7 protein-coding genes are annotated in these 13,933 nt (G+C 48.8%); 4 read left to right on the forward strand and 3 right to left on the reverse strand.

Going from position 1 to position 13,933, the window contains the following annotated elements; translation table 11 throughout:
- Positions 1-6,593 (reverse strand): Ig-like domain-containing protein (locus HGT70_RS16225; RefSeq protein ID WP_214196553.1); only part of this gene is annotated, 6,593 nt, incomplete at its 3' end.
- A gap of 105 nt (positions 6,594-6,698) precedes the next feature.
- A complete protein-coding gene (locus HGT70_RS16230; RefSeq protein WP_277753446.1) occupies positions 6,699-7,991 on the reverse strand; it encodes a TolC family outer membrane protein in 1,293 nt (430 codons plus the stop codon).
- Between the two features lie 963 nt (positions 7,992-8,954).
- On the opposite strand from HGT70_RS16230, the gene HGT70_RS16235 reads away from it, so the two are divergent.
- The gene (locus HGT70_RS16235) at positions 8,955-10,184 is read left to right on the forward strand and encodes a mechanosensitive ion channel family protein (RefSeq protein WP_214196554.1); all 1,230 of its coding nucleotides are present in this window, start codon (positions 8,955-8,957) and stop codon (positions 10,182-10,184) included.
- A gap of 70 nt (positions 10,185-10,254) precedes the next feature.
- Here HGT70_RS16235 and HGT70_RS16240 read toward each other — a convergent pair whose 3' ends face one another.
- A complete protein-coding gene (locus HGT70_RS16240) occupies positions 10,255-11,223 on the reverse strand; it encodes an AraC-like ligand-binding domain-containing protein (RefSeq protein WP_214196555.1) in 969 nt (322 codons plus the stop codon).
- Between the two features lie 151 nt (positions 11,224-11,374).
- Between HGT70_RS16240 and HGT70_RS16245 the strand changes: the two genes are divergently transcribed.
- The 3 genes from HGT70_RS16245 (at position 11,375) to HGT70_RS16255 (ending at position 13,728) form a co-directional block, all read left to right on the forward strand.
- Entirely contained in the window at positions 11,375-12,382 is a 1,008-nt protein-coding gene (locus HGT70_RS16245) for a carbon-nitrogen hydrolase family protein (RefSeq protein ID WP_214196556.1), read from the forward strand.
- Between the two features lie 55 nt (positions 12,383-12,437).
- Positions 12,438-13,316, forward strand: a complete 879-nt coding sequence (locus HGT70_RS16250; protein WP_214196557.1) for a transporter — start codon at positions 12,438-12,440, stop codon at positions 13,314-13,316.
- 106 nt (positions 13,317-13,422) lie between these two features.
- Positions 13,423-13,728 (forward strand): hypothetical protein, encoded by a 306-nt coding sequence (locus HGT70_RS16255; protein ID WP_071434925.1) that lies wholly within the window; start codon positions 13,423-13,425, stop codon positions 13,726-13,728.
- Positions 13,729-13,933 lie beyond the last annotated feature (205 nt).

A 13,933-nucleotide genomic window follows, 5' to 3' on the forward strand; every position in this document is an offset into this window, starting at 1 on the left:
GCCGCACCACTGACTTTACCGCTCAGGGTTTGCCCTGCGGCCAGCTCGCTGGCGTTGATCACATCATCGCCCGCCACGGTATTGATGGTGACTAATGGCGTCTGGGTACCGACCGTGATGGTATGGGAAGTATTACCGCTGTTACCTGCATCATTTATCGCGGTAGCCGTTACCGAATAGTTGGCTTCACCCAGATTCGCCACATCGGCGGCAGGTACCACGGTGCTCCACTGCCCTTTATCATCAACGGTGGCGGTATACTGCTGACCGTTAAGGTTAACGGTGACTGTCGCGCCTGAGGCCAGCCCAGTCGCTTGCCCGGTGATAGTCAGATCTTGGCCTTTCTCCGTGCTGTTGATAATGTCATCGCCCGCAATGGTATTGATGCTCAGTACCGGTGCGGTTAACTCAACATGGATATCGTGCGTGATGCTTTGGCTATTACCCGCTTTATCAGTTACCGTCGCCGTCACCTGATAATCGCCTTCGCTCATGGCTGAGACATCCGTCGCTGGAATGCCGAGGCTCCATTGACCCTGTGCGTCAACGATCACGTTATAGGTTTTGCCGTTTAGGGTCACCGCGACGGTATCTCCCGCTTCCGTACCCCTTGCCTGACCTTGAATAATCAATGCTTGGCTATGTTCGGCAACATTGACGACATCATCGCCTGCTACTGTCGCAATGGTTGTCACAGGGGCAGTGATATCGACCAGCAGGTCGATCGCAGACGTTGAGCTGTTACCCGCTTTATCCTCTACGCTGGCAGAAACCTGATATTGGCCGTCTTGTAATGCTGCAACATCTTCCTGTGGAACGGTGAGCGACCATGAACCATTCGCCTCAACGGTTGCGCTGTACTGTTTATTATTAAACGTCACATTGACGGTCTGACCCGCTTCTGCTGAGGTACTTCCCGTCAACGTCAGAGCCTGTTGTGATTCTTGCCCATTCACAACGTTATTGGTGCTAATCGGGTCAAGCTGTAACATCGGTGCTAAGCTATCGACCATAAACTCATGGCTTGCTTGCGCACTGTTACCGCTGTCGTTATGCACGGAAACCTGTACCTGTGCACTACCTTCTTTGAGAGAGGCTAAGGCTGAAGAAGGCACATACAGCGTCCAATTTCCTTTTGCATCCACCACCACTGAATAGCTTTTTCCTGCAAAAGCAACCACTACAGTGTTACCCGGTTCAATATGGCTGGTGCTACCCGATAGCGTCAGATCTTGCCCTTTTTCTGCAGCATTGATGACGTTGTCGCTCGTGACAGAATTGATACTGATGGAGGGTAATCCGGTGTCGACAGTAATGTCGTGGCTTGCCTTACCGACGTTACCCACCGTGTCCGTGACCGTGACAGCGATATTGACATTACCGTCCTGTAGACCAGAAATGACGGATGCAGGAACGCCAACACTCCACTTCCCAGCAGCATCTAATACTGTGGTATAGGTTTTCCCGTCGATAGTCACTGTAACACTGTTACCTGCAGCGCCACCCGTTGCACTACCGCTAATGATTTGCGCTTGGCTATGTTCATCGATATTAATGATGTCATCGCCCGCCACCTTATCAATGGCAATCACTGGTGCTTGAGCGTCGACTTGGAAGCTATGCTCAGCTTGCGTGCTGTTACCTGCTTTATCCGCGACTGTCGCGCTGATCGAGGTTTGACCTTCATTTAAGGCTTGCAGGTCAGTTGCGGGGATCTTGACCTGCCAATGTCCTTGCGCATCGACGGTAGTCTTATAGTTCTTACCGTTCAGGCTAACTGTCACTTCTTGGCCCGTTTGCGCCGTGCTGCTACCGCTGATCAGCTGGTCGCTGCTCGACTCTTGGGCATTGAGGACGTTATCTTGCGTCAGGTTATCAATCGTTAAACTCGGCGGCTGCGTATCAATTTGGATCTCCCGACCCGCTTGCGCGCTGTTACCGGTAGGTGTAGTGACACTCACCTCGACATGACTTATTCCGTCATGGAGAGTGGCCATATCCGCTGCGGGGACGGTCACCGCCCACTTACCATCACTCTCTACTGTCGTCGTGTACTGATGCCCCGCAACACTCACGGTGACCTGACTGCCTTCTGCGACATCATGAGTACTGCCACTTAATGCGAGATCTTGACCTTTTTCGGCTGCATTAAGTACATCGTCATTGCTTACGGTGTTAATACTGATTGCCACGTCGGCAAGGTCGACGGTGACTGGATGAAGAATATTAACTGGGTTCCCGGCACTGCTTTCGCCACTGACTGCGATTTGTAGACTACCTGCCGTCCACGTGCTGACATCGCTGCTCGGGACCGCCGCGCTCCAACTACCATCCGCCATCACGTTGGCGCTGTATGTCTTGCCATTAATGGTTACGGTTAACGTACTGTTCTCCGCAATCCCTTGGCTAGAACCGGTGATGAGTAGATTCTGATCATGTTCAATCGTGTTGATAACATCATCACCCGCCACAGTATTGACCCGCAGCCCAGGTAAGTTGGCATCAATGCTTATCGCGTGTTGTGCATCACCCGTGTTGCCATGTTGGTTGGTGACTGAGGCTTCGACCGTCAATGGTCCGTTACCCATCGCCGTGAGATCGTCACTGGAAACATTAATACTCCATGTCAGATCCTTCGCCACCGTTGCGGTGTAAGTGTTTCCGCCCAGATGTACGGTCACGGTATCGCCTGCTGCTGCCCCGCTGACTTTGCCACTCAGGGTTTGTCCGCTGGCTAACTCACTCGCGTTGATCACATCGTCGCCAGCGGTCGTGTTGATACTGATCGTCGGCAGATGCGTATCGACCGTGATAGTCGTCGTCGAGCTGACGCTGTTGCCGACATCATTCGTTGCACTTGCTGAAATCGAAAGTTGGCCTTCCGGTAATGCGCTAACGTCTTGAGCGGATAAGGTTACCGACCAATTGCCCTGACTGTCTGTGGTCGCAGTGTAAGACTTCCCTGCAATAACGACGGTTACGCTCGTCCCTTCGGCTAAATCGCTGCTCTGTCCAGAGAGGGTTAAGGTGGCCTGATGCTCATCGGCATTCAGCACATTATCGCCAGCGATAGGTTTGAACGCCAACGCTGGATCTTGCGTATTGACCGTTACATCGTGAGTCGCCGTTCCGGTGTTGCCGGCATGATCAGTGACAGTAACACTGATTTGGGTTTTACCTTCTTGTAACGCGGCGACGGCTGAACTTGGGATGCCTGTACTCCATTGTCCTTGTGCATCCAGTACTGCGCTATAGCTTTGGCCATTTAAGGTAATGGTTACTGTATCGCCCGCGGCACCGCCAGTCGCTGAACCGCTGATAATTTGGGCTTGTTGATGCTCAGCCGCATTGATGACATCATCACCCGCCACGGTATTAATCGTGACAACCGGCACGAAAGTGTCCACGGTGAAGTCATGAGAGGAATTCGACGCATTTCCTGCGATGTCCGATACGGTTGCGGTGACCGCATTATTCCCTTGCGGTAACGCGGCCAGATCGTCAGATGGCACAGTGACCTGCCAGTGACCTTGCTTATCAACCGTTGCTGAATAGGCTTTGCCGCCAAGTGTGACGGTCACTTTCTGACCCGCTTCCGCCGTTGACGATCCACTGATAACTAAGGGTTGCTGTGCTTCACTGGCATTGAGCTGGTTATCCGCCGTAACCGTGTCAATCGCGATAGAGGGAGGCTGGGTATCAACCGTGATAATGCGAGAGCTTTCTGTACTATTCCCACTGACATCTGCAACAGACGCTGAAATCTCAGTGCGGCCCTCAGTTAAGCCACTCATTGCTGCGGCAGGCACGGTAACATGCCAGGAACCATCTTTTTCAACGCTGGCGGTGAACAGCTGTCCAGCAAACTTGATAATGACACTCTGTCCGGCTTCAACCTGTTGCGTTTTACCCGACAGGACTAACGCTTGTTGTTGCTCGGCAGCATTAATCATATCGTCACTCGACACCGTATCGATGGTGAGGGCAAGCTGATCGTTATTGACCGTAATAGGGTGGGTAATTGCCGCTTGATTACCGTACGCGTCGCTAGCGGTTGCGGTAATAGATAATGCGCCCGCTGGCCAGTGAGCCATCTCTGCCGCCGGGATCCCAATTTGCCAATGCCCTTGATCCTCCACGACCGCACTGTAAACGATTTGATTAACCGTTACGCTAATGATCGTACCTGCATCCAGATGTTCACTGTTTCCGGTTACAGTGAGATCTTGCTGCTGTTCGAGGGCATTGATGACGTCATCGCCAGAGACCGTATCAATACGCAGTCCTGGCAGTTGAGCATTGATATCGATACCCAGCGCGCTATCACCTGTATTACCGTGAGCATTGGTGACCGATACATCGATAGCGATTTTACCATCACCCAGTGCCGCCATATCGGCCGCAGGGAGAGTGGTATGCCAGGTTAAATCTTTTTCAACAGTGGTGGTATAGGTCTTGCCGCCAAGGGTGACAGTAATGTTATCCCCTGCCGCGGCACCGACGACCCGACCACTGAGCGTCTGATCAACGGCAATTTCGTCGTGATTGACGAGGTTATCGGTCGCGAAGGCATCAATGGTCACTTGGGGCAGATGGGTATCGACCAATACGCTGGCTTGTGCGCTGCCTAGGTTACCCGCACTGTCAGACCCTGTTACGGTGACGGTATACAAGGTGTTATCAAGATGCATCACATCCGTCGCGGGCACGGTGATTTTCCACACACCTTGCGTCACGGTGGCCTGATAGTCGATATGATTGAGGCTGACGGTGACGACTGTCCCATCGGCTAAATTACTCTTACCACTCAGGGCTAACGGCTGAAGTGCCTCATTGGCATTGATGACGTTATCTTGACTAATTGCTTCAATCGATAAGGTCGGAGCAGCCCCACTCAGCGTGAAATCATGCGTGGCACTTCCGGTGTTGCCTGCCGCATCGATGATGGAGACGGTGGCGGAGTGTTGACCTTGCGCGAGCGCGGCGAAAATCGCTGCAGGCACGCCGACACTCCAGGTGCCATCTGCTGCCACAACGCCTTGAAGGTCGGTCCCTCCAATGCTCACCTTGACGATATCGCCTGCCGCGGCACCCGTGACTTTACCGGTAAGCAGTTGCGCGACCTGTTGTTCGTCGCTATTGACGACATCATCGCCAGCAAAGGCATCGATAGTGATGATCGGCGCAACAGTATCGACGACGAAATGGCTGCTGACTGTTGTGGTATTACCCGCTTGGTCCGTAATTGAAGCGGTATAGCTATAATCGCCATCAGTCAGACTATTGACCGTTTCGGCAGGAACAGAAACTTGCCATTTGCCGTGATCGTCGACGGTAGCCTGATAGGTTTGCGCCCCAAAGGTTACTGTAACACTCGTACCGCTGGCAGCGTTCGAGGCCCCCGATAGAATCAGCGCCGCTTGATGCTCGGTGGCATTAACCACTTGATCGCCTGCTACGGTATCCAGTGTTAAGGTGGGTGCTTGGGTATCCACGGTAATTTGTTGCGTTTGCGTAATATGGTTGCCGGTACTATCCGTCGCCGTGACGGTCACGGTCCAACTGCCATCCGCAAGGGCTTTAGCGTCCTCGCCAGGCATTACCACGCTCCACTGCCCTGATTGGTCAACGCTTGCCGTGTAATTTTTACCGTTAATCGATACCGTAACTTGTGTCCCTTCAGCCAGCTGCTGACTTAATCCAGAGATCGTCACATCGGCTTGATGCTCATCGGTATTTAGTTGGTTATCGCCCGCAATGGTATTAATCACCAGCTGGGCTTTGGCGGTGGCGATGGTGACATCAATCGACCCTGCAGAGGTGGTATTGGTGCCGTCAATTTGTGTGACTGACCAGCTATGCGCACCATCGGTTTGCGTCGGTAAATTGACGGTCCAAGACCCTTTACTGTCGACCATAGTGCTAGCGATAGTATTGCCGTCACCATCTTTAATTTGAATGGTCGCGCCCGGCTCACCCGTGCCGCTAAAGGTTGGCGTGTTATCATCGATAGTGGTGTTGGTGGCTACTAACCCTTGTTTGTCGCCTTGATTATCGGTGACGTTAAACGTTGGCGTCGCCTTTTCTACTGGCTGGGTATTATCAATAACTTTAGTCTTAGAGTGTCCCCCCCCGCTAGACAGTAAGGCGCCCAAGGCCCCACCCCCGACTGCCGCACCCGCAATCCATCCCCAAGGCAGATCACTGAATACGCCTTCCTGCGCTAATAAAGGTTCAATACTGTCAATCGGAGTGCTATGTGCAACCAATGGCGTTGCACTCAGTTCCGTGCCTTGCGCCATATCGTCAAAACTAATATGGGTAAGTTGATTATTATCGTTGAACACCAACTCAGAGTGAGCGTGTGATTGTGCATCCTCCACGAAGTAACCGTTACAACGGATAACGCTGCCATCTTTCATATAAATCAGGAGATCCTTACCCTGACGACTATATTTCACTACATCCTGTGCTTGCCCGTGAATTTCTACAACGCTTGGTGCGGTCAGGGTTAAGGCCATATTACCTTGTGCGTGTAAAACGGATTTTTCTGCCGTTTTCCTCGCGATAACATCGATATCAAATGTTTTCACATTATTCTCCTGGTATTAAAAAACTATGAAGCATCCCTGAGTAATCATTTCTAATTACTCTTCAAAGCCACAGTCATGGGTAAATTACTGATAAATTTGAATTTATTAATTTAATTCGGGTAGTGCCGCTCGAGTGTTTTTTTCAATTCCCAATAACGGTAATAAATTATCTAGCGATGTTGCATAATTAATGGCTGCAGCCCATGAATCATATTCGGAATTAATCTGCGAGGAGATGGCTTGCCAAACATCCTGCTCAACACTCAATAAGTCGTTGATACTTCTTTTATTCAATGTGTATTCATTTTTATATACTTCGCGAGTTTGATCGGCATTCAGGACCTGTTGTTTATTTACATTGATACGAGCTTGTGCGCCTTGCCAATCAGCCAAGGCAACGGAGGCTTTTTGTAGGACATCAAAACGTGCTTGGTCAACTTGCGTAGCAGCCACTTCTTTCGCTCCCTGCGCCTGCCTAACTTGTGCCGAAACCGCCCCACCTTGATAAATTGGCGCATCGACGTTGAGCTGAATTTGGTTATCCCAATAAGAGCGATTACTGGATTGGTAACGGGTGCGCCCGCCGCGAACACTGACCGTGGGATAGTATTGTGCACGGACTTTTTGAATACCGTATTGTGCGGAAGATTCCATCTCTTTCGCGGCCAGTACCGAAGGAATTAATGAGTAATCAATATCGTTTAGAGACGTATCTTTGATCGCAATAGTCGACGGTATTGGCGCATACTCTGAGGCATTCATACCGGTCAGGACGGCTAATTTTGCCCGCTCACTCATTAAGGTGGCTTGGTATTGTTGAAGGGTCGCTTGCATACCGGCTACCCGCGTCCGCGTCTGCAGTTCATCTGACGTCGAACTTAAACCAGCCTGCGCCCGGAGTTGCGCCATACGAGAAACACTTTGTAGTGCCAGAATATTTTGCTGAGCCGCTTGCACTAAGGCGCTATAGCGTTGCACCTCGACATAATCTAAGGCGGTTTTTTCAGCCACTGAAGAGAGCGTGGCCATCAGTTGATAACGATAGCTATTGCGTTGTGCCGCACTCTGGTCAATCGCATTGTTCGTTTTTCCAAAGTCATAGACCAATTGGGTTAAACTCATCCCCCACGTCGTCGAGTTACTTAAAGAGCCACTGGAATCTGTTGTCTGGCTATGGCCTGCGCTACCACTTAACGATAATTGGGGCATCCATGCGCTGCGTGCTTGGTCAATTTGTGCTTGACCAATACCGACCTGGGCAGCTTGTTGACCGACTGACGGATCTCGTTGGAAGGCGAACATGATAGTATCTTTCAATGTCGTGGTCGGCAGCGGTGCAGCCCAACCGAGTGGGGTCTCGGCTGCGCAACAAAGTGATTGACCTACTGACAACAGCATTATCGCCATTAAGCCTATTTTTACTTTCTTCATTATTTAACCTCAGAGTGATGCGGTCTGATTAATTTCAATAGGCCAATGACTAACATAAGAATTCTCTACCCCCTGTTACAAAGGAGTGCACAGATGAACTATTTATTGCCTGAACGAAAATAGAAACCACTTATTTAGCGCTTATTATTTCGATAAAGTAAAAGATAAAGTGCCATACTCTTCATAATAAAGAATTATCGCGATTACTTATTCAATTACCTAGCGCAGCATTGCTCAACAACCTCAGAAAGAGGATATGTATATAGTAATAATCTTATCAGAAGATGAATTACTCAGCTATAGCGCACACCCCACAGCGACAGCTATGTAAAGATAAGGGTAATTAATATATAAGATTGACCCACGTCAATTAATAACTCATTAATACCTGATTAATATGACTTTTTTATTTTTAAGAAAAATATCAATGATCAATAAATGCAATATTAATAAACCTATTAACCTGAGTTAATAATGTATTTTTTACAAAAATAGCGTAATATAAAAAAACCATAAGCACGAATAATCAAAAAAATTATTTTAGAAAATTAAGTTACGAAAATTAATATGACAAATATCAATAAACTGGCATTTTTATTATTTTTTTAATTACTTAGTTACCTTGATCTATATCAAGACTAGTGGCTTAAACACTTTTTTTTTCGCTTCGTTATTCTGAAAAATAGGGGCTGTTGAAGAAAGGTTTACGGTCACTGCCACAAAAGGAGTGTGGTACATATGCATAATTACCGTTTTAAACGCGGCTTTTATGCATGGCAGCGTCCTAAGCAATGCTTCGCGAGGCAGTGTTACCCGAAAAATTTACCATTTTTTTCGCTGTATTGATGATAAAACCATTTTTAGGCTAGAAAAAAAATTAAAAAAAATTGATGATCGTCAGCCCAACGTCGATAACTACTGAGTATTTTCATGCAAGACCTTTTATCTCTCTGGCACTGGGTTCTCAATAATCCTGTGACTTACTCCCTGCTAGCGGTGATTTTGATGCTGGTCGCCGGATTTATCTCCTCAGTGATATGTAAGTTCTTCTTACTTAGCATTGTCAGACGATTTATCCTGCATACCAATAGTCAGCGTGACACTCAGAAGAAAGATTTACGGATAACTCGACGCTTAGCCAACATCATTCCCGTTGTCACCGTCTATTTTCTCTCTCAGTTTATACCAGGGTTATCAAGCGGTTTGGTCGAGGCGATCCGCACCATCTGTGGCGTATTGTTTATCGTCAATATCACGATGTTGATTAATGAATTATTGGATACCACTAAAGACGTCTACGCCCGTAAGCATGGTTCCAAGGCAGGGTCGATTAAAGGCTACGTACAGATTGGCAAGATAGTCGTCTCTTCCATCGCCACGATCCTGGTGATCGCCACGCTCTCGAATAAGTCGCCCGGAATTATTATCTCCAGTTTAGGTGCCATCGCGGCGGTGTTAATGTTGGTGTTTCAGCACACCTTAATCTCGCTGGTGGCGAATATCCAAGTCTCCTCGTCACATGTGATCCAGATAGGGGACTGGATTGAGATGCCGGTAGCGAATATCAGTGGTGAGGTAACAGATATCGCCCTACACACTATTACTGTTCGTAATTGGGATAATACGTTATCGCAAGTACCGACCAAGAACTTCATCACCGAGACCTATACTAACTGGCAGCCGATGTTTACCTCGGGGGGACGGCGGATTAAGCGCAGCTTTTTCATCGATCAATCCAGTATTTCTTTTGCGAGTACTGCTCTCGCCGAGGCCCTCGATCCACAGCAGACGATTATCGGCGATAAGATCGCCGATTATATCCGCCAAAATCTTGCGTTATCGGTAAATCAAGGGATTACCAATTTAGGCCTCTACCGCGGGTATATTCTAAGCTATCTACGCCAGCGGGAGGATATCTGCAACGATATGTATGTAGTCGTCAGGCAGCTTAGTCCCACCGCTGAAGGACTACCGATCGAGATTTACTGCTTTACGTCGAACGTATTTTGGAATGAGTATGAAGAGACGCAATCGCAGATTTTTGAGTTTATGTATGCCACGGCGGGTTTCTTTCAATTAGGTATTTTCCAACGTCCATCTGGACGCGATATTAAGAGCCATTCACCGATGGAGCTACCGAGAATGATGGGTGATGAGTAATATAAAATATCTGCGTGACCGATTAATGGGTCACGTCGATCACTTTATCATCCGCCAACATACCGAGATTCTATGCTTGAGTCGAATGTTGTCGACTCGCCGCCCGCAGTTCTCTTGCGGTCATGCCGAAACGAGCCTTAAATACTCGACTGAAATACGCCATATCTAAAAAACCAAACCGATAAGCGATACCACTCACGGTCAGATGATCGTAGTGTGCTTGGCGCAGCCTAAATGCACAGGACTCCAGCCGACTCATGAGTACAAAGCGACCAAAGGTGGTCTGTTCATCGTTGAATAGCTGGTTCATGTAGCGACTGGAAATGTCGAAGTGCTGACTGACCTGAGTCAAGGTAAGATCGGGGCTATCGAGATGCTTACCGATATGCTGTTTGATTCGATGCAATAATGTTGCACGACTTAGCGAGGCGGATTTTTTCTCAGTAAGATAGGGCGAGATGGCCATCCCGAGTAAGTCGAGACTTTGCTCCGCAATCTTGTTTTGTACCAACGACGATTGCTCAGCGGGCAGTGCCGCTACGCCCATAAAAAAATCGAAGGCTAAGCGTCCAAAGGGATGTTGGTTAGAAAACCGAAGCGCCGTAAGATTATCTAGCAGTCCGGTGCGGTCAACCAAAGTGCGATAGGGAATCCGGATTACCGTTTGCTGAAAATGCTCCGTGAAGCTGAGCTGGTAAGGCTTTCTTGTGTCGTAAAGGCAAAACTCTCCTGCCGCTAAATTAACCTCTCGATTATCTTGATGAATACAGGCACGCCCACGTTGCGCCAAGCTGACCAATATAAATTCATCGGCCGCAGAGTAACGATGGTCTTTCCCGCGTTCCACTCGCTGCGGCGATGCGCTAATCGAGACGACTTTGACATTGGCCAACTCTCGGGTTTCTAACGTTGCACTAAAATCGCGTGTGTTATCCACTTTACAGCGTAGCGGGACGAAGGTGTTACACACGACATCCTGCCAATAATCGTATCTATCTTGTGGGCGTAATTGGGTAGTATCAAATTGAGATAACATCATGCACCTCTCGACTCTGCAACGTTATTAGTTTAATGCAATTTTCGTTCCTATTATCTCCTGCCGGTTAAATCAATAAATGGTTCCTTCTCGTCCTACTCGGTAAACGTCGATTAGTCTTAAGCTTTTTGAAAACACTACTGAGGAATACCTGATGAAAGCTTCGATAAAAGTTGCCTGCGTGCAAGCGGCCCCCGTATTTATGGACCTCGATGCCACCGTCGAGAAAACCATCGCCCTCATTGAAGAAGCAGCAAAAAATGGCGCGACATTAATTGCCTTTCCAGAAACGTGGATCCCCGGCTACCCGTGGTTTCTATGGCTCGGGGCACCGGCAACCTATATGCATTGGATACAGCAATATCATCAAAATTCTCTCGATTTAAACAGCGCTCAGGCAGCGAAAATCAGTGCAGCCGCACGCGATAATCGTATTTATGTTGTATTGGGTTATAGCGAGCGTGATCATGGTTCACTTTATATCGGTCAGTGGATAATTAATGACCTAGGGGAGACGGTCGGCGTTCGTCGTAAGTTGAAAGCGACCCACGTAGAGCGGATCTTGTTTGGGGAGAGCGATGGTTCCTCTATTCGTACCTTTCCTAGCCCTATCGGTACACTTGGCGCACTCTGCTGTTGGGAACACCTGCAACCGCTTACGCGTTATGCCATGTATTCCCAGCATGAAGAGATCCATATTGGTGCCTGGCCAAGCTTTAGCCTCTATCGCCAAGGTACCGCTGCGCTTGGCCCTGACGTAAACATCGCCGCCTCCCGGCTCTATGCCGCAGAAGGACAGTGCTTCGTCATTGCCCCTTGCGCCATCGTCTCGCCACAGATGCTCGATAGGTTATGTGATGATGAGTTAAAACGCGGAATGTTGGAGGCGGGAGGTGGTCATGCCCGCATTTTCGGGCCAGATGGTTCAGAACTTGCCAGCCCATTAGGCGAGCATGAAGAGGGAATACTGTATGCGACGCTCGACCCTGCCGCGCTAATCTTTGCCAAATCCGCCGCCGATCCCGTTGGCCACTACTCACGACCTGACGTGCTGCGTTTGTTGTTTAATAACAAGCCGAGTGCCTGTGTACTTCCGTTTAGTGATACCCCGAATGAGTGCTTCACGCCCGCCTCGACAGAGGAAAAGCCTCAGCAAGATTAATAGATCCTTTTAGGCTGATGCTTTAGTCAGCCTCATTATTTCTGGGAGTAACCTTATGATAAATCACAGGCGAGCATACAGGGCTTTACCCTTCACCATCCTCTTTTTTAGCGTCAAGGCCTTTTCACTGGAGATAGCCCCAGGTGATTATGAGCCCATCCCGGCAGGGGGCAGTGTACTGAGTCTCTACGCCAAATATAGCGACAGCCACGAACGTTATTTACAGGACAAAAAACTGTCGAGTTCGTCAAAGTTACGTACCCAAGTCGAACTACTAAGATTTTTTCACTCTTTCAGTATTGGGCAAGATACGGTGCTACAGCCTCAATTTATCCTGCCTTATGGCGATTTACACGCCAGCGGTGATGTAAGAGCGCTGGGAAGTCATCAGGGGGTTGGGGATTTGATTCTTGGTACGCCGTTGTTGACCAAGGTTAATCGTCAACAAGATGTCTTTTCCTTCGGCCCTTATTTATATCTACCGACCGGGGATTATGATCACGACAAGGCGTTAAACGTCGGCGAAAATCGTTGGCGCATGTTGTGGCAGGCTGGCTATATTCACCATTTTACCGAACAGTGGGCGGTCGATACGGCAGCGGACGTCAGTGGGTTTTCGCATAACAATCGCTTTGGTGCGGATAAAGAGACGATGCGTGAGAAACCCCTCTATGAGTATCAAGCTTACCTTCGCTATGATTACTCACCTCTTTCACATATTGGTGCAGGACTAGGCTACCTATCTGGCGGGGAGACGTCGGTTGCGCAGGTGAATCAACATGATACGCAAAGAACGCTGTATCTGCGGGCGTCGATGTCTTATTTATTCACCCCGCGTCTACAAGGATTAGTCGTCGTGGGCAGAGATCTCCACACCGAATCCGGCTTCAAACAGGATAAAAATATTACGTTACGCTTAGCGACTTTCTTTTAGGCACCGTGACAATAGCGATAATCCCTCATATTATAATTGACTCATGCGCTAGGTAAGTCCGCAAACCTACCGTGTCTGTCTTTAGAAGGTGAATAAGGGATTAATAATGTCTTTAAAGAAAGTGGCCTCAACCGGTGTATGGGTAATTCTGGGTGCAATGGCTGGATGGTTGATCAACTCAGCCACTACCGGTCGATACAACATTATTAATGCCACCTGCAGTGTGATTAATACCGCGGTAGATAACAAGCTACTCGCGCCAGACCAAGTACGTTTTCTTGGCGAGGCGTCGCAAAAAAATCTATCGGGCAGTGCGGCAGGAGATGCTTTTCAATTGGACGAACAGCAGATTCAGTCTGCATCAAGTGCGTCAAACTGCTCGCAGTTTATGGTGGGGATGAGTAGTCATTGAAGGCTGGGAGTGCTGAGCCGGTAATACGGCTCTTAAAGAGAAGAATTTATCGTACCAGAAAAGAAAAACCGCCTTTCGGCGGTTAAGCAAATTTGCACAGAGTGCTCATTTTTATACATTAGAACCGGTGGTGCCCAGGGCGGGACTTGAACCCGCACAGCCTTACAGCCGAGGGATTTTAAATCCCTTGTGTCTACCGATTTCA

The organism is Rosenbergiella collisarenosi (genome assembly GCF_018494085.1).
GTDB classification, from domain to species: Bacteria; Pseudomonadota; Gammaproteobacteria; order Enterobacterales; family Enterobacteriaceae; genus Rosenbergiella; species Rosenbergiella collisarenosi.